This is a genomic window from Winogradskyella marina, from assembly GCF_015645385.1.
GTDB classification, from domain to species: domain Bacteria; phylum Bacteroidota; class Bacteroidia; order Flavobacteriales; family Flavobacteriaceae; genus Winogradskyella; species Winogradskyella marina.
In genome coordinates this window covers 1-23,284 of record NZ_JADOET010000005.1, presented here as the reverse complement: position 1 = coordinate 23,284, position 23,284 = coordinate 1, and the positions used below count along the sequence as shown (strand labels likewise).

Sequence of the window (23,284 nt, the reverse complement as noted above, 5' to 3'; positions counted from 1 at the left end):
TAAAATTTGCAAATGCCTGTTTCTAATTCGGCGTAATAATGATTACTTTTGTAGCTTGTAATTAGTGAAAACACTTGTCTTTCTGAACACCTAAAACAAAGGCATCACGTTTCAGAACGACTAAATAAAAAATCCATGAGCACACCAAAAAGATATACCATAACCGCAGCTTTACCTTATACAAATGGCCCAATTCATATCGGACATTTAGCAGGCGTTTATGTTCCTGCAGATATTTACGCACGTTATTTAAGACTAACTGGAAATGATGTCGCTTTTATTTGTGGAAGTGATGAACATGGTGTGCCAATTACAATAAAAGCTAAAAAAGAAGGTGTAACACCTCAAGACATTGTCGATAAATACCATGCGAACATCAAGAAATCTTTTGAAGATTTTGGTATTTCACTAGACAATTACTCACGTACCACTGCGAAAGTTCATCACGATACCGCTCAAGAATTTTTTAAAACACTTTACGACAAAAATGAATTTGTAGAGGAAGTTACCGAACAATTATACGATGCTGAAGCGAATCAGTTTTTAGCAGACCGTTTTGTAACCGGAACTTGCCCTAAGTGTGGTAATGAAGAAGCCTATGGCGACCAATGCGAAAGCTGTGGGTCGAGTTTAAACGCCACAGATTTAATTAATCCGAAATCGGCAATAACAGGCAATGTACCCACTCTTAAAGAAACTAAACACTGGTTTTTACCTTTAAACAAGCACGAAGAATTTTTGCGTGAATGGATTTTAAAAGGCCATAAAAAAGATTGGAAACCTAATGTTTACGGTCAGGTGAAATCCTGGATAGATGACGGTTTGCGTCCACGAGCGGTAACCAGAGATTTAGATTGGGGAATTCCTGTACCTGTAAAAGGTGGCGAAGGCAAAGTGCTTTACGTTTGGTTCGATGCACCAATCGGTTATATTTCTTCTACCAAAGAATGGGCAGCTCGCGAAGGTAAAAACTGGGAAGATTACTGGAAAAACGACGATACTAAACTGGTTCACTTTATAGGAAAAGACAATATTGTATTTCACTGTATTATTTTTCCAACGATGCTAAAGGCAGAAGGCTCTTATATTTTACCAGAAAATGTACCTGCAAACGAATTTTTAAATTTAGAAGGTCAAAAATTATCGACCTCTAAAAACTGGGCCGTTTGGTTACCAGATTATTTAGTCGATTTCCCAAATCAACAAGATGTATTGCGTTATGCTTTAACCGCAAATGCACCAGAAACTAAGGATAACGACTTTACTTGGAAAGATTTTCAGGCAAGAAACAATAACGAATTGGTAGCTATTTTCGGAAACTTTATCAATCGTGTGGTTGTTTTAACCAATAAATATTATGATGGCGTTATTCCTGAACCTTCAGAATATAACACTATAGATGAAGAAACGTTGGCAGCCTTAAAAGCTTATCCTGCTGTCATTTCAAGTTCTATAGAGCGTTACCGCTTTAGAGAAGCGAGCCAAGAATTAATGAACTTAGCACGACTAGGAAACAAATATTTAGCAGACGAAGAACCATGGAAAACTGTAAAGACTGACGAAGCACGTACCAAAACGGTGATGTTTGTAGCTTTACAAATCGCTTCAGCTTTAGCCGTTTTATCTGAACCGTTTTTACCGTTTACGTCTAATAAACTAAAATCAATCCTTTGTCATTCCGAACTTGATGCGGAATCCACTTGGGATGATATCAGCTCTAAAGCGTTACTGCTACCTGCCAACCATAAAATAGGCAAAGGCGAATTATTATTCTCTAAAATTGAAGATGCGCAAATTGAAGCACAGTTAGAAAAATTAATCGCGAGTAAAAAAGCTAACGAAGCTGCTAATAAAGTAGCTGAACCGCAAAAAGAAGAAATTACGTTTGAAGATTTCACCAAATTAGATTTACGTGTTGGTACTATTCTCGAAGCTGAAAAAATGCCTAAAACTAAAAAACTTTTAGTCTTAAAAGTCGATACAGGTATTGATACCAGAACTATTGTTTCAGGAATTGCAGAAAGCTTTAAACCTGAAGATGTAGTTGGAAAACGCGTCACTGTTTTAGTCAACCTAGCACCACGAAAATTAAGAGGTGTTGAGAGCCAAGGGATGATTTTAATGACTGAAGACGACGATGGTAATTTGGTGTTTGTAAATCCTGATACTTCCACTGCGCTCAGCACAGGTAAAGACGGCGTAACTAACGGACTTCAAATAAGCTAATTACAATTTAACTTGTACATTTAATTGTTTGGTTCTATTTTGTTTGGTGAACAAAATAGAACCATTTTTATCGTTTTAGTTTTGCTAATGCATCAATTATTTTTTCTTTACAAGTAATCGCTCACCTATCCTTTTAGTAATTTTGACCATAAATCATAACTCCAAATACTATGAAAAAATTAGCATTAATAGCATTAACCTTTTGCTTTTTAGCTTGTGGCGCTTCAAAAACAGTGAGACAATCTAAAAAAGTAATTAAAGGCAACTGGACTCTAACATCTGTAACCTCATCAGCTATTGGTGACATAAAAATCACATTGCTTAACGATGCCAACAAAGCTTGTTTTGAAAACAGCTCATGGCAATTTATCCCCAATAACAACACAGGTGTTTATACACTCTCGGGCATGTCTTGCGCTACCGACCAACGTTATTTCGTATTTACAATTGACGAAGTAAACGAAGACACGGGCTTGTATAATTTTTTATTAAAACCTACTAACGAAAAAGGTAAATCTGAAACTAATTCAGGATTCAGATTAGAACTCACATCACTTTCTGAAACCGCTATGCAGTGGCAACAAATAGTGACCTTAGATGGAAAGCCCATCACCATTACAATGAACTTTACAAAATTATAGAACCATGAAATTATTGAATTATAAATCGAATTTAGCCATAACCTTATCATTACTTTTAGTATTAATGACAAGCTGTAAGGCTGTAGACAATGCTAACAACAAACAAAAAGGTGGAGTCATTGGAGCTGCTGGTGGAGCCTTATTAGGTGCCATCATTGGAAATAACGTTGGCGACGGTAATAATAGCGAATTAGGTGCTGTTATTGGCGGCGTTGTAGGTGGAGGTGCTGGTGTTTTAATTGGTAATAAAATGGACAAACAAGCCCAAGAAATTGAAAATGAAATTCCAGGCGCAACGGTTGAACGTGTTGATAATGGTATTGTATTAACCTTTGACGAACAAAGTGGAGTGTATTTTGCAACTGAAAAATATAATATTAATGCCAAGTCACAAGAAACACTAAACAGTTTAGCCAATGTATTTATAGAATATCCAGACACTAATATTTTAGTTGTTGGTCATACCGACAGTTCAGGTAATGATGCGTACAACATGACCTTATCTAAAAACAGAGCCGAAGCTGTAACCAATTATTTAATGGGCAAAGGCTTAAGTAATGGAAGATTCACCACCCATTGGTATGGCGAAGAACAACCTACACACGATAACAGTACAGCTGAAGGACGTTCAAAAAACAGACGTGTGAATATCGCCATTGTACCTAACGAAACCATGATTAATGAAGCGAAGCAAGAAGCTGGTACTAATTAATAACTTTTGTTAAATCATTCGGCAATTAATGTCGAGTTAAATATCTTACAGGCCTTATACTTAAAAAATGTATAAGGCCATTTTTATGATGATAGATTACATAGTTCGATCCACAAAACTACCTAAAACCAATATAAAAAGTACCATTCAATTACTGAATGAAGACTGTACCATTCCCTTTATTTCACGTTACAGAAAAGAAGCCACAGGAAATTTAGACGAAGTACAAATTGGTGAGATTGTAAAATATAAAGAACAATTTGAAGCTTTAGAAAAACGCAAACAAGCCATTTTAAAAGCGCTTGAAGAACAAGATGTTTTAACAGAAGAGCTAAAACAAAAGATAGAACAAACTCAAGATTTAACAACACTTGAAGACCTTTATCTACCATACAAGAAAAAACGAAAAACAAAAGCTGAAACCGCTCGTAAAAATGGTTTAGAACCTTTGGCTAAAATCATTATGAGTCAGAAGGCAAATGACATAGAATCTATAGCTTACAAATATGCGAAAGGTGATATTGCATCTCCAGATGATGCTTTGGAAGGAGCTAGACATATTATAGCCGAATGGATTAATGAGCGTGCAGATATTAGAAACCTTTTGAGAAATCAATTGGAACGACATGCTCAAATTTCAACCAAAGTTGTAAAGGCAAAAAAGGATGAAGATAAGGCACAAAAATTCAGGGATTATTTTGATTGGTCCGAAAGTTTAAGCCGAATTCCATCACATCGCCTATTAGCAATTTTAAGAGCCGAAAATGAAGGGTTTATTCGTGTGAAAATTGAAATTGATGCTATTAGAGCCTTAGAGCTCATGGATAATAGAATTATAAGAAGCCAAAATAGTTGTGCCGACCAAATTGAGTTAGCCATTTCAGATGCTTACAAACGTTTACTATTTCCATCATTAAGCAACGAAACCTTAAGTAAAGCCAAAGACAAAGCCGATGAAGCTGCCATCACTGTTTTTGCCAAAAACCTAAAACAATTATTGTTAGGTTCACCTATTGGTGAAAAACGTGTTTTAGCGATTGACCCTGGCTTTAGAACCGGTTGTAAAATTGTTTGTTTAGATGCACAAGGCAATTTAAAACACAACGAAACTATTTATCCACACGCCCCAAAAAACGATAGTATAGGTGCTATAAAAAAGATTTCCTCTTTAGCTGAAGCTTATAAAATTGAAGCCATTGCTATTGGAAACGGAACCGCTTCAAGAGAAACCGAAGCTTTAATCCGAAAGATTCAGTTTAAAAACGAGATTCAGGTGTTTGTGGTAAGCGAAGCTGGTGCTAGTATTTATTCGGCATCCAAAATTGCTCGAGAAGAATTTCCTAATTATGACGTTACCGTTAGAGGTTCTGTGTCTATCGGACGACGACTACAAGACCCTTTAGCAGAATTGGTAAAAATTGATGCGCAGTCCATTGGTGTTGGACAATACCAACATGATGTAGACCAAACCAAACTTCAAAAACAACTCGATACCGTTGTTGAAAATTGTGTGAATGCCGTTGGTGTTAATATCAATTCGGCAAGCACGCCATTACTGAGTTATGTATCTGGAATAGGACCAAAATTAGCAGAAAATATTTTCAACTATAGAACCGAAAATGGAGTCTTCAAATCTAGAAAAGACATCTTAAAAGTCCCGCGATTGGGTGGCAAAGCGTTTGAACAAAGTGCTGCTTTTTTAAGAATAAAAGGAGCTAAAAACCCTTTAGATGATTCGGCTGTGCATCCAGAACGCTATGCGATTGTAAAACAAATGGCAAAAGATGAAGGCGTTTCACTTCAAGAATTAATTGGAAATAAAACCAAACTTCAAAATATAGATTTAAAACACTATGTTTCCGATTCCATTGGATTATTAACGCTTCAAGATATTATAAAAGAGCTCGAAAAACCAGGTTTAGATATTAGAGAAACGGCCAAGGTATTTACCTTCAACCAAAATATAAAAACCATTACCGATTTACATGAAGGTCAATTATTGCCTGGCATTGTTAATAACATCACTAATTTTGGATGCTTTGTAGATGTTGGGATTAAGGAAAGTGGCTTAATTCACGTGTCTAATCTTAGCGACAGTTTTGTAAAAGATGTCAATGAGCACGTCCATTTACATCAGCAGATTATTGTGAAAGTTTTAGAAGTTGATGTGGCACGGAAACGGATTCAGTTGAAGCTTCATAAGTAAAGAAAATAGGATGTGCTTATTCAAAACTAATTATAAAACGCTTATGCTATAAATGCTAAAAATCGCTTTCCATCCCATATATAAACACAGTTTACCGCAAGGACATCGGTTTCCGATGGAAAAATATGAATTATTACCGCAGCAATTGTTGCATGAAGGCACTTGCGACAGCACTAATTTTTTTGAACCAGAAAAACCTAATGACAAGCATATTCTTGCTGTTCACGATCCTGAATATTTTTATGATTTACTAAATATAACTTTAAACCAACGTGCTGCTCGAAAAATAGGTTTTCCACTTAATGAAGTTTTGGTTGAACGCGAAATAATTATAGTCGACGGCACTATTAAAGCCAGCGAGTTTGCATTACAACATGGCATTGCTATGAATATTGCAGGTGGTACGCATCATGCATTTACTAATCGTGGTGAAGCCTTTTGTATGTTAAATGACCAAGCGATAGCTGCACGATATCTTCAAAAAAAAGGATTAGCTAAAAAAATTCTAATCGTAGATTTAGACGTACATCAAGGCAATGGAACAGCTCAAATATTTCAAAAAGACACTTCCGTTTTTACATTTTCAATGCACGGAAAAAGTAATTATCCTTTTAAAAAAGAGCAAAGTGATTTAGATATTGCACTAGATAATAACGCAGATGATACGACATACCTCAACCTATTAAAGCATACATTACCAAAACTTATTGCTGAACAACAACCCGATTTTATTTACTATTTATGCGGTGTAGATGTCATAAAAACCGACAAATTAGGAAAACTCGGTTTAACAATTGAAGGCTGTAAAGCCAGAGACCAGTTTGTTTTAGAGCAATGTAAACGCAACAAAATCCCTGTAATGTGTAGCATGGGAGGAGGTTATTCACCTGATATAAAAACTATAGTAAATGCACATTCAAATACGTTTAGACTAGCGCAAGACATTTTCTTTTAGAGTCATTCTCAATTAAGTAAAAACTTTATATCTGATTTAACTATCCCTATATTTGTATAAAACACTAAAAATATGCTATCAAAATCTATAGAATCCGCATTAAACAAACAAGTTAGAATAGAAGCTGAGTCTTCGCAAATTTATTTAGCTATGGCCATTTGGGCAGAAGTAAAAGGTTTGGAAGGTATCTCTAGTTTTATGTACAGCCAATCAGACGAAGAGCGCGAACACATGCTAAAACTCGTAAAGTTCATTAACGAACGTGGTGGACAAGCTTTTATTTCTGAATTAAACGCACCAAACGTAAAGCATAAATCATACAAAGAGATGTTTGAAAAACTTCTAGAACACGAAATTTTTGTATCTGAAAGCATTAACGAATTGGTTCATATCTCCTTACAAGAAAAAGATTATGCGACACACAACTTTTTGCAATGGTATGTTGCAGAACAAATTGAAGAAGAAGCCATGGCTAGAACAATCCTAGACAAGGTGAAGATGATTGGAGATGACAAAGGTGGCTTGTATTTATTTGATAGAGATATACAACAACTTACAGTAAACTCAGCAGCAGATACTCCAGGAGCTTAAGTGCACCTTAACTTATATCACGATTATATAAGATACAGCTTTAGTGAAACATAGTATCTACTGCATTCAAATTTATATATTTTACAAAATTCATAAGGGCTCATTTTAGTTGATTACACCCTAATCAGCTATTATTGATAAGATCTTATTTTACTTAATATTTTTAGAGATTAAAAATAAATTAACCCAAATAATGTGGACACTCAAAATCGTATTATAAAATGAGGTAAGTACAAGTTATTCATCTATGGTTATATTATATTTAAAGATGTTACAATACACTTTAAATTTAAAACCTATTTTTATGATGAAAAAACTATGCCTCTTAACCATATTATCAATTGCCGTTCTCTTTAATAGTTGCGCTAATAACAGTGAAAAAAACAAAACTACAGAGGCCCCAAAAGAGGTTAATGAGCCCATAAAAAAAGAATTAAAATTTACTAATGAACAATTCTATGATGCTGAAGGGCAATTTCTAAAAGAAAAAGCAAAAGACGCATTAATAGAAATGCTTGAATATCATAATTATCCAATTTTCGATGGGCTACGTGAAAAAATTTGGCTTACCGATTATAATCAAGGTAACTATGCCGAATTAGGATTAGCATCTATAATGTTTGTTAATAATGAAGAAGACCAATACATGTTAATGGATATCTTTCTTCTACCTGGCCAAATGCTAGGAGAGCATATGCATTTCGCAGCAGAAGGCAATCCGGTAAAAATGGAAGGTTGGTTAGTTAGACACGGTAAAAGTTACATCGTTGGTGTCGGAGAAAACAATCGTGATCAATTTCCACAAGTCGTAGTTCCTCAAAGCCATTGGGACGGAAAAACAACCACTAATTATATTATTGAAGCCAACGAAGGAGATTTTGCATCGTTAGCTGAGCCCGAATCACCGCATTGGCAAATGGCAGGGCCAGAAGGAGTGGTAATTACTGAGGTCGGAAATGTACACACCAATTCTGGAGTGCTTAGATCTGACCCTAAAATGAATTAAGTTAAATTCATAGCTCAATAAGGTTAGCAAAAACACCTAACCCATTTATTAGTAGCGTCTAAATGTTAAAATTTATTTAGATTAAATATAAATAGTTATTTTTGTCCTCATAATATAAAGATTTCTTTTTCTAAGGAAACTCAGAATGGGCAAAAAGAAGAAAAATAAGAAGTTAAAGAAAGAACGCATTAAAGTGCTTAAGGCTTCTGGTATTGAAACACTTGATAATGTAAAATCAAAGTGTTGCAAGAAATATAAAAAGTCGGAAAACAAACGTTGTAAAAAATGTCCTTGTTTTGATTTGCTAAAAAAAGTGGCTTAACCTATAAAAGTATCACTTTCTAAATAATCTTCAAATCTATAATAGATTTAATCACGAAAAACAGTAATCAGATTTGGTTGCTGTTTTTGTTTTTTCAGTACCTTAGAAAGCCTTCTAAAATGAGGTGTAATTAACTGCAAACCATGAGACACCTTGCCATTATTCTACTTATAATTTTAACGAACTGTAAAAGCGATACAAAAACAGAAAGCCAAACCAAAAATGGAATTGATAAATCTGTTTACGACATGTGGTCTAATTACACGGCATCTCATCCCGAATTCCAAACAGATGAACTTCCGGAATCTTGGTATTTTCATAACTATGAAGATGATGCAAATCGTTTAGCAGAATTGATTTTAAACAGCAAAAAGCAAGCAGGTTCTGGTTTATACACTTGGTATAAAGATGCTAATGCAGCATTACCGAAAACAGGTGTAAAACATATTATTACAGACTTTAACGGAAAAGCAAAGGCAATAATTGAAATTAGAAAAGTAGATACCGTTCCATTTAATCAAATAACGAAAGAATATGCGGAATTAGATATGGGTACAACCATTGAACCCCTTAAAAAATGGAAAAAAGCACATTGGGACTTTTTTGCGACTACCTTAGAACAAAATGGAGATACGCCAACAGAAGACATGCTCATTGTTTGTGAACAGTTTAAAACCATCTGGCCAGAATAATTCAATTCTATTAACCACTCACCTCATTTTTATTACTTTTTAAGTCTCACTTAACAAATACACCTGTATATTTACTATAACAATATTTATTTAAAAATATATTTAAAAGTCACACCATTAGAAACAAAATTACCAAACCTTAAAAATTTTTAAAGTTTGTTATTTGTCTCTAAAGACATTTATTAAAATGATAGCATCAGACAAGTTGGTCACTTACATGTGGATTTTATTAGCAGTTTACGCTGCAGTAATCTTATTTTTCGTCATTAGAGGAGCTCGTAAAAACACAAACATTAAAGATTATGCCGTTGGTAACATTGGTTTCCCATCTTGGGTTGTTGGTTTGTCTTTAGCTGCTTCCATGACAAGTGCCGCCACCTTTATTATTAATCCAGGGTTTATAGCGCTCTATGGAATTTCTGGTGTTATTTCTTTTGCCATTGTTTTGCCTATTGCTGCGTTTATTTCATTAATAGTCTTTACAAAAGGTTTTGTAAAACAAGGAAATGCGGTTAAAGCAACCACCATGGCACAGTGGATTGGTAAACGCTACGACAGTGAAAAATATGCCTTTTTCTTTGGCATTATTGCCCTTTTACTCATTACGTTTATTGTACTTATTAATGTTGGATTAACACAGGTGATTTCCAAATCCTTAAATGCCGATCCTTTTTACGTTCTCATGGGAATTACAGCATTTGTATTTGGTTATATGATGTTTGGTGGTGCCAATTCGATGGTATATACCAACACCATCCAGGCGATTATAATGTGTATTGTCGCCCTTATTTTAATCGGTTCTGGTTATGAGTATTTCGCAGATGGAATCACAGGATTTATTGACCAATTAAATACCATTGACCCAAATCTAACAAAACCAACAAACACCGATAGTTTTATGTTTCGAGATTATTTCGAAATCATTGCAGCACAAATCGTTATTGGTGTCGCTATTGTTTGCCAGCCACACATCATCACAAAATCATTGTTATTAAAAGATTCTAGTAAAATAAATTCTTACCTCATTAGTGGAATTGTCTTTATGATTGTCTTCTTTTTAGTCGTGGTTGTAGGTTTGTATGCTCGTATCAGTTTCCCAGATTTTATGGTAAATGGCGAAAAACTTCGAATGGATGAAATTATACCAACTTACGTCGTTACTAAATTTTCAGTTGGTGTTGGTTTGGTCATTGTAGTTGGATTGATTTCTGCAGGACTATCTACTTTAGAAAGTTTAATTCAGTCCTTATCCATTACCATTACGTCTGATATTATTAACCCATTATTTAAAGATAAGTTTACCGAAAAGACCATAACCATTAATAAAATGGTCATCATTGTTTTAGGTATTGTAAGCTTTTTATTAAGTTGGGAACAGATTAAAAACCCAGATGTGAGTGTTGCCATTTTTGCCCAAAACGGTGTTTATGCTTACTTTGCTGCAGCCTTTGTTCCTGTATTGTTTGGTACATTTTTAAATCATGTATCCACACGTTCCGTTTTTATTGCTAGTATTACTGCGATTGTGGTTCATTTTGGGATTTACTATGGCAGAATTACACCATACATGCAAGAACCTGTTAATAATCCAGGAGTTTCCGCAGCCATCGGAATTATGGCATCCTTAGTTGTAGGTTATATAATTTATAAAGTAGACAATAAAACAGCACAAATCAAAGGTTAACCCATATGCATTACCCAAACACATATTGGTAAAAATTTGAAGTTGAGTTTTAAAAAGTGCCGTTAGGTACTTGATATAGGTAATTAAAAGAGAATGACAGTATAAATTGTGCCTCTAGGTACAATATATAGCGTACCTAAAGGCACGCTGATTATACGTTTCTAAAATTTTACCTACATAGTGTACCTAATGGTACATTTTTTAGCTTCGTTTAGTTTACACATTATTACAACAGAAAGTAAAGCATGAACTATTAGAATTGAAGTTTGAGACAAAAAGTTACCCTATTTATGACATATATTTAAATTAACAACTCATGTTGAAATGAATTAAAACAATATAACCGTGGACAGACTAGATTGGACAGCTAAATGGGCAGATTACACGCCTAATAAAATTGCACTCACATCGTATGATGCTAACAAAAGTTATACATATAGTGACTTGCATATCTATGCCAATAGGTTAATTGAAAAATTCACAACACTTAATCTCGAAGAAGGCGATCGTATTGCCGTTTTAGCAGACCATGGCTTAGATTATTTGGTGCTTTTTGTGGCTTGCCAACGCATGGGTTTGGTTATTGTGCCGCTAAATTATCGCCAATCTATTAACGAAATTTCTAAACTCGTCGTCGATTGTACTCCGAGTTTATTCATCTATAACAATAACCACAAAGCTAAAGCCGAACAATTACCAATTCAAAACTTAAAAGTGACGTCTTTTGAAGTATTGGCTGACTATTATCAAAACTCAGATTATACAACAACGAAAACCTTTCAGATAAAAGAAGATAATCCGTTATTCATTTTCTACACCTCAGGAACCACCGGCACACCAAAAGGTGTTATTTACACCAACAAAATGTTGTTTTGGAACAGTTTAAACACATCTATGCAATTGGGTATCACATTTCGAGATTCTACCATCAACACCTTACCTCCCTATCATACCTCTGGCTGGAATGTCTTTGTTACACCATTATTACATAAAGGTGCGCATATTGGCATGTTAGAAAAATTTGATGCCGAAAAAATATTATGTCTCCTAGAACTGAACAAGACCACATTATTTATGGCATTACCAACCATGTTGTTGATGATGCAAAAAACACCCGTTTTTAAAAAGGTAAATCTTAAAAAATTACGCTACATTATTTCAGGTGGTGAAAAAGTACCATCGGAACTCGTCAGTTTCTGGAAAAACGAAAAAAACAGCTACATAAGACCAGGTTATGGACTCACAGAGGCAGGACCAAGCATTACGTCATTGCATCATAAAATGGCAGAATTGAAACCAAATTCTATAGGGAAACCTAACTTTTATTTAGATATAAAAATTGTGAATAAAGCTGGTGAAATTGTAAAACCAAACGAAGTTGGAGAACTCTGCATCAAAGGTGATATTGTAACACCTGGTTATTGGAATAATTCAGTGAGAACAAGTACCAAGATTAAAAAAGGTTGGCTGTTTACAGGCGATTTTGCTTATAGTGATGAAGAAGGTTTTTTATATATGAAAGGCCGAAAAAACGACATGTATATTTCAGGCGGAGAAAACATTTATCCACAAGAAATTGAAGCGCATCTTGAAAACATAAAACACATTAAAAAAGCGGTTGTTTTAAGCGTAAAAGATGAAAAATGGGGCGAATGTGGCATAGCCTTTGTATCCTCAACAAACAAAGATCTTTCGGTAACAGGAATCCGAACAGAATTAACAAAAAACCTCGTGGCTTTTAAGCATCCGAAGTACATTTTTATTTTAGATGACATTCCATTAACCAGTTTAGGAAAAGTCTCACGAAAGAAACTAAATAAATATCTTAACGCCATAAAATCACAAGAATGAAACGACTCGGCTTACTACTACTAATTATCCTTTTTAACACTACTCTATTTTCCCAAAACACAAAACAACCGATGAAAGAACTACTTTCAGATTATGATTTTAAAACCGTTACCACAACGTTAGATAGTTTAGATATCAGCTATATAAAAGAAGGAGATGGTGACAAAACATTACTCTTTGTACATGGGTTGAGTAGCAATTCTGATGCTTGGTCTAAAAACATTGAAGCCTTAAAAAAGGATTACACATGCATTGCTTTAGATTTACCTGGCTATGGAAAATCCTCTAAACCAAAAGCGGATTATACACCATCATTTTTTGCTGACGTGTTGCACCGATTTATTGAAAAATTACAGTTAAAAAACATCATTCTCATTGGTCATTCCATGGGAGGCCAAGCAAGCATAAAATTTGCAACAACGTATCCTGATAGGATTGAAAAATTAATTTTAGTGGCACCAGCTGGTTTAGAGCAATTTAATGCCACCAATGCCACGTTAATGAAAGCGTATTTTACACCAACAACTGTTGCTAACACACCAGACGCTCAAATAGAAAAGAATTATGCACTCAATTTTCATAAAACACCAGACGATGTTTCAAAAATGGTAAAGGACAGAAAAAGAATAAAAGAGGCATCAGATTTTGAAGCACATTGCCAAGCGATTGTCAATAGTATTTCTGGTATGTTAGATGAACCTGTTTTCGAGGATTTGAATACAATTTCGCTACCAACTTTAGTGCTTTTTGGAGATAAGGACCAATTGATTCCTAATCGTTATATGAATCCACAACTTAGCATCGAAGATGTTGGTAAAATTGCTTCAGACCATATAAAATCTGTAAAGGTAGAATTCATAAAAAATGCTGGTCATTTTGTGCAATATGAAAAGCCAACGGAAGTCAATGCTTTAATAGAGCAATTTGCGAATGAATAATGAAAACAAAGCTTAAAAAATTCACAGCATTTAGCAAAACCATTCTGCCCAATGAAGCTAAATATCTTGAAGACCGTTATCAATTTACAGACGTAGAAAAACGCAGTATTATTTCACGTGTTATGTCTAACGCGCTATCTCAAAATAAGCATGAAGATTTTGATGCCGAAATAAACAAGCGAAAATATTCCTATATTAAAGATTGGATTGAAAAGAAATTAGCAAGCATCGATGTAGATACTACAATTGCTTGGATTATGACTTTAAACAAAAATATCTTAACCGATGCCATAACGTCCAAGGAAGAAAAAGAGTTTCTACATTACATTTCGTCCTATAAAAGCATAGAATATAATTTTCAGAATGTGTACGAGCTTGCCAAAGAATACAAATCGTATCTCTTGGTTAGAATGCGCTATAAAGACCATAAAACCATAGCCGATTTTATAGAAACGTACAAACCGCATTATGATGAAGCCATTGTTGTAAAAGACAAATTATACAAAGCAACAACAGAAATCACCAATCAGTACACCAAAAATAACAACGATACCAAACATTTAGAACACTGGTTACTTGCTGTTTTTAACGACAAAAATATTGACGGTAAAAACAGATATCAAGCTTTTGTTTTGCTCGCTTTTATGTACACTAATTATAATGAAAACGGAAAGTTAAAAGTCGTTTTCGATCAACTCGATTTATACTTTAATGAAGGTGAAATGTACTCGAGACGTATTTTATCTAATTATTACGCGAGTAGAGTTTTACTACATTCTAAGCAAGACGAATTTGAAATAGCAGAATTTTACGGCTATTTATCCATTAGACAAAATAATAACGATGCATTGATGTATCTGAATAATTTGGTCGCTATTTTATTACGAAATCATAAACCAAAAGAAGCATTTTCACTTTTAGAACATCATCACGATTTATATAAGGAAACTCATAATTACCATCAAAAAATTGGTTATTGTTCTTATCGCATTCGTGTGTTGTCTGAACTTCAAAAGCATAAGTTAGCAGAAGCAACTGCTAAAACCTTTTTAAAACAATATAAAAACGAAGTCCTCAACCACCGTTGGCATCACTTTTTTACATCTTATATTAATGTGCTTATTATCTTAGAGAAATACGAAGACGTTTTAAAACTGGCTTCAAAATTCAACCTTATTGAAAAAGAAAGCGAACGCCAAAAAAAGAATAATTATGTTCCTAATATTTCATGGAGTATTTCGTTGTCTAGATATATGGAAGGTCATATAAATTCGAATCGATTATTGGATGAAATTAAAGCACCTCTCAAGGCGATTAAACCTACAAAAAACCAAAAACAATTGATGATTAAGGTCATTGACAGGCTTTCAAACAACTTACCTGAAGCTTTTTTAGAGCTAAAGTCGCATATCTAATTAATCGTAATAAAAACAGTACTTTTAAGCGATTGGACAGTCCTATTTTGTATTAAAAAGAAAAAGTCACACACAAATGCTTCGACTTTCATTAGTATTTATTTTCAATTTCATAATAGATTGCCCTAAGAACTAATAAACTAACTTAATCAATTGTCTAATATTATGAAAAAACTATTTTTTTTACTAACTCTCATTAGTACTTTTACTATTGCCGCACAAGATAGTGGTAGTATATCAGGAATAATTAAAGAAGCAAGTGGTACACCTTTATCTGGTGCAACCGTTTACATTAAAGCTTTAGACAAAGGAACAGTAACCGACTACGACGGTAAGTTTATGCTAGACGACATTGCTGCTGGCACCTACGTTGTTTCTGTATCTTATGTAGGTTTTGCAACGTCTACGGAAAGCATTACGGTAACTGCAGGTGCATCAACAACTTTAAATACAACACTTAGCGAAACTGATAGTATTTTAAATGAAGTGGTGATTACAGCAAACAAAAAACCTCAAAAAATAACAGACGTACCCGCAACCGTAAACGTTATAACGTCAAAAGACATTGAAGAATTTCCAAGTTTTAATATTGGAGAATTAGCGTCGCGCCAAAAAGGTGTAGATTTTGTAAGAACTGGAGTTTTAGGTACAGGTATTAATATTAGAGGATTCAACTCAGCTTTTAATGCCAAAAACTTACAAGTTACTGATGATAGATTATCGACTTTAATTGCAACTGGTTTACCTTTAGGAACCTTCTCTACTGTAACTAAAGACGATGTTGCACGCGTTGAAATACTATTAGGACCTAACGGAACACTTTACGGACCAAACGCACACAACGGTTTAGTCAGTACAATTACAAAAAATCCAAGACAATCTGAAGGCACTACAGTCGCCTTAGGTGTTGGTAATCAAAGCGTATTTACAACACGGTTAAGACATGCTGAAGCGGTAAACGATAAGTTTGCATATAAGTTTCATTTTGAACATTCTCAAGGAAAAGAATTTAACTATGCAGATAGTGTATATGTGGGTACAACAGCCTACAAGGAATTGGATTTAGATCGTGATTTTGAATCTTCTAAATATGGAGCATCCTTATACTACAAGCCAACAAAAGGATCTGAGCTTATTGGATATTATGGCCATAGTAACAATAATAATATTGGAGTAACAAGTGCTGGTAGAAACCAAATTAAAGATTGGACTATTGATGTGGCACAATTAAAATTTGTATCTAAAAACGTTTTTGCTAATGCGTATTATACATGGAGTAAAACTGAAGATACATATGCCATGAATCAACGAACACAAAACTATGTATCATTTATAGAAAATGGGTTTTCTGAAGAAGAGGCTCGTGAGCGCTCATTCACAGAACAATGGTTCCAATTTGGACCTAATCCAGGTGACGGAATTCCATTACAACGTGGAGCCGTTTTTAAGGATGACTCACAACGTTTTAACGCAGAAGCACAATACAACAATAATTGGAATGATTTCTATGTGACCTTAGGAGCACAATACCAATTAGACATGGCAGATTCTAAAGGAACATACCTTTTAGACGAAGGCGGAATTGATTTAGCACAAACAGGAATTTACACACAATTAGAGTATAAATTAGAAGATTCTGGATGGGGATTTTTATTTGGAGGACGCTATGATAATCACGATTTATACGGCTCTAACTTTATTCCAAAATTAGCCATCACAAAAAAAGTAAACAGCGGCACCTTTAGAGTGACTTACGGAAAAGGTATTGCTGTACCTTCAATCTTAAACCTTAAAGGAAACTTATTTGGAGGCTTAGTAATAGGTAATGGTGAAGGCTTTACATTAACGGATGGTACAAAAATCCCAAAATTAGATGTTGAAACCATCAATTCTTATGAAATAGGCTACAAAGGTCAGTTATCTGAAAAATTATTTATTGATGTCAATGGGTATTACAACCAATCCGATAATTTTATTAGCCCTTTAGTTACGGTTTCAGATGCTGCTAATGGTAACAATGTAACACATGTTGGAGATACACCAATCGGAGAGGTTGTTGAAGGTTCTGACGGATCATTTATTTTATCGTATTTAAACTTTGGTCATGTAGATACTTATGGTTTTGATGTTGGCTTAAATTATTATTTCTCAGACAGCTTTAGAACGTCTGTTAATTATTCATACTTCGGACGTAATTTAGATACAGATGATCTTGCCAACGACGGGAATTTAGATGGACAAGTATTAGAAAGCGAATTACCAATTAACACACCAAACAACAAATTCAGCGTTGGATTTCACTACAATAAAGGAAAATTCTACGGAGCCATTTACGGACGCTATGTTGAAAAGTATGATTTCTTCTCAGGTATACATGTAGCTGCCGAAACACAAGATCAAGATGGAGATGGTGTTAACGAAATAGTAGAAAACGCAAGAGTTGGAAGAACTTGGAACTACGGACAATTAGGTGGTTTTACCATAGATGCTAATGCAGGTTATAATGTAACAGACCAATTATCAATGGGACTTAGTGTTACCAATTTACTTAACTCAGAGGTTAGGGAGTTTGTAGCATCGCCAGCTATTGAAACCTTAGTTTCTTTTGAATTGAAGTATCAATTTAGCTTAAAACAAAAATAAAATAAACACCCTAAACTAAGTTTCTTAAACATGTTTAAAAAACAAGTTAACAACATAGAACTTGATTACGAAGATCATGGAACAGGGAATGTCCTTTTGTTTCTTCATGGCTTAGGATCCACAAAAAAAGATTGGGACGCACAAGTCCCTTTCTTTTCTAAAACACATCGCGTTATTACGGTAGATTTAAGAGGTCATGGAAATTCTACAAAACCACAAGATGCGTATAGTGTTGAACTAATGACGGAAGATGTAAAGCAACTTCTGGATGAGCTCAATATTAAAAAAGCAACGGTTATTGGCTTTTCAATGGGAGGAGCTGTGGCTTTTGAAATGGCTGCTAAACACCCAAAATATCTAGACCACCTAGTCATTGTAAATTCTGGTCCAGATTTTAATGATATGGGCAAAACAGGAGAAGATCTTTTAAAGAACCGAACCGAATTTTTGGAGACCAAAGGGTTAGAAGCCTTATCAAAAGAGATTTCCTATAATATGTTTCCAGAAGACCATCAAGTAGATTTGCGACATGAATTTGAAGTACGCTGTAAAAACAACGATTACAACGCCTACTACAAATCATTTACAACACTAATGGAATGGGGTTTAGGAGATCAGATTCACAATATAAAAACCAGAACTTTAGTGGTTGGTTCAGATATGGATTACACACCTGTTTCCTTTAAGGAAGACTACGTAAATAAGTTGCAAAACGCCACCTTAGTTGTCATTAAAAATTCGAGACATGGTGTTGTTATAGACCAACCCGATGCTTTCAATTTAGAACTTCAAAAATTTTTAAATCATGAGTAAAACGGTTCTTATTACAGGAAGTACAAGTGGCATTGGTTTAGGAATTGCACATCAGTTTGCTAAAGAAGGTTATAATATTATGTTTCATGGTTTAGAAACTAATGGACAAGATATTGCCAATGAAGTCGGGAAAAAACATCATATTAAAGTCGGTTTTTCTAATGCTAATTTATTACAATCCGAAGCCATAGAAAATTTAGTCAACGAAACAATAGACACCTTTGGGAGTTTACACGTTTTAGTTAATAATGCAGGTATTCAATTTGTGTCACCTATTGAAGATTTTCCAAATAGCAAATACGAAAATATAATCGCAATTAACATGAATGCTGTTTTTTACGCGTCAAAAGCCGTTTGGAAACAAATGAAAAAACAGAAATTTGGACGAATAATCAATGTATCATCCGTTCATGGTATTAGAGCTTCAGAATTTAAATCAGCATACGTTACCGCAAAACATGGAGTTATAGGCATGACAAAAGTGTTGGCTTTAGAAGGAGCTGAATTCAATATTACCTGTAATGCAATTTGTCCTGGTTATGTAAAAACACCTTTGGTAGAAGGACAAATAAAAGACCAAGCCAAAGCACATAACATGACAGAAGACGAGGTGGTAGAAAAAGTAATGCTAAAAAAACAAGCTGTAAAACAGTTTGTGCCACTAGAAGCTATTGCAAATATGGCACTATTATTAGCTAAAGACAGCTCTACAACCATCACAGGAACTTCTTTTGTTTTAGATGGAGGTTGGAGTGCGCAGTGAGTCGTTAGTTGTTAGTTGTTAGTTGTTAGTTGTTAGTTGTTAGTTGTTAAGTCAAAAAAGAATTTAGAGTTACTGTATGTGTTTTTTAAAAATCTGCTATTTATAAAATCATACTTTATTTAAAATTAGGCATCAGAAAACGTTTAAGTGTTAGTCTAAAAAATCTGATGCCTTTTTTATTACAAATCAAACCAACACGTAACTAAATGTCTTTTTTTGTAATTTTAAACCCACTAATCAGACTTAGTGGTTATGACGCATACTTTTAAAGAATTTTCTACAAATGCCATTTTCAATATTGGAAATGAAACTGATTTGCATGCCTTTAAAACAGCGAAACAATGTGAGTTATACACTTTTATTTGGGCAAAATCTGAAGCCGTAGATTTAACTATAGACAATGTACCATTTACAATTCCTCCGCATAGTATCTTAGCGTTAACACCTATTCAGTATCTTCAATATAACGGAGGAAATGATGTGATCACCTACCAATTTAATAGCGAATTTTACTGCATTAAAGATCACGATCAAGAAGTGAGCTGTGTAGGTATTCTCTTTTTTGGTAACACTAATATTCCTGTTATTCATTTGAATAGCATTGAGCAACTAAAGTTTGAAACGCTTCATGACGTTTTTATAGACGAATTGGAAACCGAAGACAACATACAAGCCGAAATGCTTCGTATGTTAATGGCTCGATTTATTATAAAAAGCACACGTTTACTAAAAGCCAAAGAAGGCATTTCCGATGCTCCAAAAAGCGCTAAAGTAGATTTACTTCGCGAATTTAATTTTTTAGTAGAACAACATTTTAAAACAGAACACAGTGTAGCGTTTTATGCTGAAAAATTATTTAGATCACCCAAAACCCTATCTAATAATTTTGCCAAACTAAACAGAAGTCCATTACAAATCATACACAACCGTATTGTATTAGAAACACAACGTCAATTAGTCTACACCGATAAAACAGCAAAAGAAATTGCTTATGATATTGGTTTTGAAGACGCCTCTCACTTAAGTCGTTTGTTCAAAAAAACAACCTCAATGTCACCTTCAGACTATAAAAAACGCTTAAAAACTTCTAGTTAGGAAAAATTGACAAGCCCAAGGGCAGTTTCTTCATTTTATCACACCCACTTCCATCGCATCTTTGCATTGTAATATTAAAACAATAACAAGATGAAATTAAAAATCAAATCCATATTCAATCTCATAGAGATATTTGCAAACAGTCCAAAGAAAATAGCGCACACCATTAATACAGAAATGCATTGTGATCAATATCATATTCATGATTATTACTGTGATGCCGAAAAGCCATATATAAGCTAAATCACACAGCGGGAAAAAATGACATGCTAAAAGGAATTACATTCATTCTTTGCAGCAGAATTATATCTCAACTTTGTACCAACAAAAAAATCAAAATAAATACGAATAACACCTGAATACATTTCAGGATAAAAAATTAAAATTATGAATACATTTAATGTTCCTTCAAGAGAAGACGTAAGCACAAACAACCAAGCTATTTTCGATAATCTCAACAAAGCTTTAGGATTTGTTCCAAACTTATATGCCACCTATGCACATAGTGATACGGCATTAGAAAACTACCTCAACTTTGCTAACGCAAAAACATCCTTAACTGCTAAAGAGAAAGAAGTTGTAAATCTTGCTGTTAGTGAAGTAAACGATTGCATTTATTGTCTTTCGGCACACACTGCCATCGGAAAAATGAACGGCTTTACAGACCAACAAATATTAGAGTTAAGAGCTGGATATTCTACTGTAAATGACAAATTTGACGCTTTAGCAAAATTAGCTAAAAACATTACTGAGAATAGAGGCAAAACAGACGAAACAGTTTTAAAAAACTTTTTTAATGCTGGCTACACCAAAGGCAACTTAATAGACACTATTGCATTAGTTGGTGACAAAACTATTTCTAATTATGTACATAGCACCACGCAAGTTCCTGTAGATTTCCCAGTAGCACAACCTTTAGAATTAGAAACTATATAATTTAAAAAACAACCCACAAAATTTAAAAAGATGAAAAAAATAATCGCATTTATCGCACTCGCATTAACCTTTACATTAACAGGAACTGCACAAGACAAAATGAAACCTAAAGCCACCACAGTGTCTTTAGAACAAACCACAGGTGCATTTACTCAGAAATCGCTAACCTTAACAGAAGGAGATTACATTTTTGAAATTGCTAATAAGAATGTTGGTCACCAAGTTGGTTTTGTATTAGTCCCTAAAGGAGCGGATGTGTCTAAACCAGAAAACCATATTCAAACGGCTTATGTGACTAAAGCTGTAGAAAATAACACTTCGGAATCTAGTAATGTTACAACATTATCAAAAGGAGAATATGTATATTTCTGTCCTTTAAACCCAACACCACAATACACGTTAGTAGTGGAGTAAATGACAACCTCACAATGTAGTATATAGAAAAGAGCAACCTTGTGGGTTGCTCTTTTTAGTTTTATTTTTAAATACATACTATTTATTTCCAAGCATTAAAAGTTCGCTACAAACAACTTCCGTAATGTAACGCTTCATACCATCTTTATCTTCCCAAGATCTTGAAGTAAGCTTCCCTTCTATGGCTACTTCTTTGCCTTTAGTAATATACTTTTCTACAACCTGAGCTGTTTTTCCCCAAGCAACTACATTGTGCCATTGTGTATCTGTAATCTTTTCGCCTTGCGCATTTTTATAGCTTTCGTTTGTAGCGATAGAGAATTTTGCTAAGATTTTACCGGATTCAAAATTGGTGATTTCTGGGTCTTGTCCTAAGTTACCAATCAACTGTACTTTGTTTTTAAGTGTGTTCATAATTTCTAAATTTAATGGTTAAACAGTTAATACTATCGAGTTCTTATGTTTCGACATGGCAAAGATGAAGCAGCTTCCAAATAATATCCGGTAGTTAACAGCTTACATTCGTTTGTAAACGCTTGTTGTCGTTTGAAAATAGCTAGTGGTAAGTTATTATAGGCTTTGTTCTGTTTTAAAAATATAACGGATATATGCTTATATTTGAGAGTTGTACAACATTTAAGAGCAACAGCGGAACGATTTTTGATGTAATAAATGAAAGAAAATTAAATATTAACTTATAACCATAATATTATGAAAACAAAATTAATAGTTTTAGCAATTATTGGAATTATATTATACGCTTGTTCGGATAATGATATTAAAATAAATAATTTAATTACAGAGGAGAACATTGAAACAATAACTGAACAAGACGATTGGTTGAAAACAATCAATGAAAAAGATGAGTTTTACAAATACAAACAAGTAATTGAAAAACTTGAAAACTTTAAAAAAGAAAATGAGAATATAGTTTTAGAAGAAAATATAGAAACAATTACAGAGCAAGGTAATTCTCTAGAAACAATAACCGAAAATGATGAATTTTATAAATATAAGTTAGTCATCGAAAAGCTGGAAAACTATAGAAAAGAAAATAGTTTAAACAAAAAATAAGATGAATATAGAAGAAACTGTTTTTGAAGAATAGTTGAAAAAAAGAAATCATTTGAAATAAAAAACGTTGCACAACACCGTGTATAATTCATTGCTAGTTATAGTCTACTTACGAAAGTCCTCGCGGACTTTCTATCTGTGATTTATTTGCTAACTTAATGCCTAAACACGCAACGAAATCATACACAAACACGTTGTATGTAATATGAGCTATGAACTTTCCTGAAATAGGTTGACTAAAAATTAAGCAATTAATTACAGTCACTTATGAAAACACAAAATGAACACTGGCGAAAAAAAAGCTACC

22 protein-coding genes are annotated in these 23,284 nt (G+C 34.0%); 21 read left to right on the top strand and 1 reads right to left on the bottom strand.

Going from position 1 to position 23,284, the window contains the following annotated elements:
• The first annotated feature begins 135 nt into the window (after positions 1–135).
• From metG to ITJ86_RS07315, 20 genes are all read left to right on the top strand, one after another.
• Positions 136–2,226: a methionine--tRNA ligase gene (metG, locus tag ITJ86_RS07410; RefSeq protein ID WP_195871000.1), complete on the top strand. Its 2,091-nt coding sequence runs from the start codon at positions 136–138 to the stop codon at positions 2,224–2,226.
• A gap of 170 nt (positions 2,227–2,396) precedes the next feature.
• On the top strand, positions 2,397–2,867 hold the full coding sequence (locus ITJ86_RS07405; RefSeq protein WP_195870999.1) for a lipocalin family protein: 471 nt from the start codon (positions 2,397–2,399) through the stop codon (positions 2,865–2,867).
• Between the two features lie 4 nt (positions 2,868–2,871).
• Positions 2,872–3,579, top strand: coding sequence for an OmpA family protein (locus ITJ86_RS07400; protein WP_195870998.1), 708 nt, complete (start codon positions 2,872–2,874; stop codon positions 3,577–3,579).
• Positions 3,580–3,667: 88 nt separating this feature from the next.
• Entirely contained in the window at positions 3,668–5,785 is a 2,118-nt protein-coding gene (locus ITJ86_RS07395) for a Tex family protein (protein WP_195871177.1), read from the top strand.
• Between the two features lie 52 nt (positions 5,786–5,837).
• Positions 5,838–6,740 (top strand): histone deacetylase family protein, encoded by a 903-nt coding sequence (locus ITJ86_RS07390; protein WP_195870997.1) that lies wholly within the window; start codon positions 5,838–5,840, stop codon positions 6,738–6,740.
• A 72-nt stretch (positions 6,741–6,812) separates the two neighbouring features.
• Positions 6,813–7,331, top strand: a complete 519-nt coding sequence (locus tag ITJ86_RS07385; protein ID WP_195870996.1) for a ferritin — start codon at positions 6,813–6,815, stop codon at positions 7,329–7,331.
• A gap of 304 nt (positions 7,332–7,635) precedes the next feature.
• Positions 7,636–8,337 (top strand): cupin domain-containing protein, encoded by a 702-nt coding sequence (locus tag ITJ86_RS07380; RefSeq protein ID WP_195870995.1) that lies wholly within the window; start codon positions 7,636–7,638, stop codon positions 8,335–8,337.
• A gap of 145 nt (positions 8,338–8,482) precedes the next feature.
• Complete coding sequence (locus ITJ86_RS07375) at positions 8,483–8,659, top strand: hypothetical protein (protein WP_195870994.1); 177 nt, start codon at positions 8,483–8,485, stop codon at positions 8,657–8,659.
• 143 nt (positions 8,660–8,802) lie between these two features.
• Positions 8,803–9,351 carry an ASCH domain-containing protein gene (locus tag ITJ86_RS07370; RefSeq protein ID WP_195870993.1) on the top strand — a complete coding sequence of 183 codons (549 nt, stop codon included), beginning with the start codon at positions 8,803–8,805 and terminating at the stop codon, positions 9,349–9,351.
• A 187-nt stretch (positions 9,352–9,538) separates the two neighbouring features.
• Positions 9,539–11,035 (top strand): sodium/pantothenate symporter, encoded by a 1,497-nt coding sequence (locus ITJ86_RS07365; RefSeq protein ID WP_195870992.1) that lies wholly within the window; start codon positions 9,539–9,541, stop codon positions 11,033–11,035.
• A gap of 345 nt (positions 11,036–11,380) precedes the next feature.
• Complete coding sequence (locus ITJ86_RS07360) at positions 11,381–12,886, top strand: class I adenylate-forming enzyme family protein (RefSeq protein WP_195870991.1); 1,506 nt, start codon at positions 11,381–11,383, stop codon at positions 12,884–12,886.
• On the top strand, positions 12,883–13,824 hold the full coding sequence (locus ITJ86_RS07355) for an alpha/beta fold hydrolase (protein WP_195870990.1): 942 nt from the start codon (positions 12,883–12,885) through the stop codon (positions 13,822–13,824). The genes ITJ86_RS07360 and ITJ86_RS07355 overlap by 4 nt, the downstream gene beginning before the upstream one ends.
• Positions 13,824–15,239, top strand: a complete 1,416-nt coding sequence (locus ITJ86_RS07350) for a hypothetical protein (protein WP_195870989.1) — start codon at positions 13,824–13,826, stop codon at positions 15,237–15,239. Before ITJ86_RS07355 ends, ITJ86_RS07350 begins: the two co-directional genes overlap by 1 nt.
• 165 nt (positions 15,240–15,404) lie before the next feature.
• The gene (locus tag ITJ86_RS07345) at positions 15,405–17,882 is read left to right on the top strand and encodes a TonB-dependent receptor (protein WP_195870988.1); all 2,478 of its coding nucleotides are present in this window, start codon (positions 15,405–15,407) and stop codon (positions 17,880–17,882) included.
• Between the two features lie 30 nt (positions 17,883–17,912).
• Positions 17,913–18,695 carry an alpha/beta fold hydrolase gene (locus ITJ86_RS07340; protein WP_195870987.1) on the top strand — a complete coding sequence of 261 codons (783 nt, stop codon included), beginning with the start codon at positions 17,913–17,915 and terminating at the stop codon, positions 18,693–18,695.
• A complete protein-coding gene (locus ITJ86_RS07335) occupies positions 18,688–19,458 on the top strand; it encodes a 3-hydroxybutyrate dehydrogenase (protein WP_195870986.1) in 771 nt (256 codons plus the stop codon). The genes ITJ86_RS07340 and ITJ86_RS07335 overlap by 8 nt, the downstream gene beginning before the upstream one ends.
• Positions 19,459–19,710: 252 nt before the next feature.
• Complete coding sequence (locus ITJ86_RS07330) at positions 19,711–20,553, top strand: AraC family transcriptional regulator (RefSeq protein ID WP_195870985.1); 843 nt, start codon at positions 19,711–19,713, stop codon at positions 20,551–20,553.
• Between the two features lie 90 nt (positions 20,554–20,643).
• Positions 20,644–20,796 carry a hypothetical protein gene (locus ITJ86_RS07325; protein ID WP_195870984.1) on the top strand — a complete coding sequence of 51 codons (153 nt, stop codon included), beginning with the start codon at positions 20,644–20,646 and terminating at the stop codon, positions 20,794–20,796.
• Between the two features lie 144 nt (positions 20,797–20,940).
• Positions 20,941–21,489: a carboxymuconolactone decarboxylase family protein gene (locus ITJ86_RS07320; protein ID WP_195870983.1), complete on the top strand. Its 549-nt coding sequence runs from the start codon at positions 20,941–20,943 to the stop codon at positions 21,487–21,489.
• Positions 21,490–21,519: 30 nt separating this feature from the next.
• Positions 21,520–21,903 (top strand): cupredoxin domain-containing protein, encoded by a 384-nt coding sequence (locus ITJ86_RS07315; RefSeq protein WP_195870982.1) that lies wholly within the window; start codon positions 21,520–21,522, stop codon positions 21,901–21,903.
• Between the two features lie 78 nt (positions 21,904–21,981).
• Here the strand turns inward: ITJ86_RS07315 and ITJ86_RS07310 are convergent, their stop codons facing one another.
• Entirely contained in the window at positions 21,982–22,317 is a 336-nt protein-coding gene (locus ITJ86_RS07310; protein WP_195870981.1) for a single-stranded DNA-binding protein, read from the bottom strand.
• Between the two features lie 297 nt (positions 22,318–22,614).
• Here ITJ86_RS07310 and ITJ86_RS07305 point away from each other — a divergent pair, with 297 nt between their 5' ends.
• Positions 22,615–22,977 carry a hypothetical protein gene (locus ITJ86_RS07305; protein ID WP_195870980.1) on the top strand — a complete coding sequence of 121 codons (363 nt, stop codon included), beginning with the start codon at positions 22,615–22,617 and terminating at the stop codon, positions 22,975–22,977.
• Positions 22,978–23,284: the final 307 nt, after the last annotated feature.

Excerpts from the sequence above, each read along its gene's own strand:
- ITJ86_RS07380 (WP_195870995.1), top strand. The coding sequence starts at position 7,636 with ATGATGAAAAAACTATGCCTCTTAACCATATTATCAATTGCCGTTCTC.
- ITJ86_RS07365 (WP_195870992.1), top strand. The coding sequence starts at position 9,539 with ATGATAGCATCAGACAAGTTGGTCACTTACATGTGGATTTTATTAGCA.
- ITJ86_RS07400 (WP_195870998.1), top strand. The coding sequence starts at position 2,872 with ATGAAATTATTGAATTATAAATCGAATTTAGCCATAACCTTATCATTA.
- ITJ86_RS07370 (WP_195870993.1), top strand. The coding sequence starts at position 8,803 with ATGAGACACCTTGCCATTATTCTACTTATAATTTTAACGAACTGTAAA.
- ITJ86_RS07340 (WP_195870987.1), top strand. The coding sequence starts at position 17,913 with ATGTTTAAAAAACAAGTTAACAACATAGAACTTGATTACGAAGATCAT.
- ITJ86_RS07375 (WP_195870994.1), top strand. The coding sequence starts at position 8,483 with ATGGGCAAAAAGAAGAAAAATAAGAAGTTAAAGAAAGAACGCATTAAA.
- ITJ86_RS07310 (WP_195870981.1), bottom strand. The coding sequence starts at position 22,317 with ATGAACACACTTAAAAACAAAGTACAGTTGATTGGTAACTTAGGACAA.
- metG (WP_195871000.1), top strand. The coding sequence starts at position 136 with ATGAGCACACCAAAAAGATATACCATAACCGCAGCTTTACCTTATACA.
- ITJ86_RS07390 (WP_195870997.1), top strand. The coding sequence starts at position 5,838 with ATGCTAAAAATCGCTTTCCATCCCATATATAAACACAGTTTACCGCAA.
- ITJ86_RS07350 (WP_195870989.1), top strand. The coding sequence starts at position 13,824 with ATGAAAACAAAGCTTAAAAAATTCACAGCATTTAGCAAAACCATTCTG.
- ITJ86_RS07395 (WP_195871177.1), top strand. The coding sequence starts at position 3,668 with ATGATAGATTACATAGTTCGATCCACAAAACTACCTAAAACCAATATA.
- ITJ86_RS07405 (WP_195870999.1), top strand. The coding sequence starts at position 2,397 with ATGAAAAAATTAGCATTAATAGCATTAACCTTTTGCTTTTTAGCTTGT.
- ITJ86_RS07330 (WP_195870985.1), top strand. The coding sequence starts at position 19,711 with ATGACGCATACTTTTAAAGAATTTTCTACAAATGCCATTTTCAATATT.
- ITJ86_RS07335 (WP_195870986.1), top strand. The coding sequence starts at position 18,688 with ATGAGTAAAACGGTTCTTATTACAGGAAGTACAAGTGGCATTGGTTTA.
- ITJ86_RS07305 (WP_195870980.1), top strand. The coding sequence starts at position 22,615 with ATGAAAACAAAATTAATAGTTTTAGCAATTATTGGAATTATATTATAC.
- ITJ86_RS07325 (WP_195870984.1), top strand. The coding sequence starts at position 20,644 with ATGAAATTAAAAATCAAATCCATATTCAATCTCATAGAGATATTTGCA.
- ITJ86_RS07320 (WP_195870983.1), top strand. The coding sequence starts at position 20,941 with ATGAATACATTTAATGTTCCTTCAAGAGAAGACGTAAGCACAAACAAC.
- ITJ86_RS07385 (WP_195870996.1), top strand. The coding sequence starts at position 6,813 with ATGCTATCAAAATCTATAGAATCCGCATTAAACAAACAAGTTAGAATA.
- ITJ86_RS07315 (WP_195870982.1), top strand. The coding sequence starts at position 21,520 with ATGAAAAAAATAATCGCATTTATCGCACTCGCATTAACCTTTACATTA.
- ITJ86_RS07355 (WP_195870990.1), top strand. The coding sequence starts at position 12,883 with ATGAAACGACTCGGCTTACTACTACTAATTATCCTTTTTAACACTACT.
- ITJ86_RS07345 (WP_195870988.1), top strand. The coding sequence starts at position 15,405 with ATGAAAAAACTATTTTTTTTACTAACTCTCATTAGTACTTTTACTATT.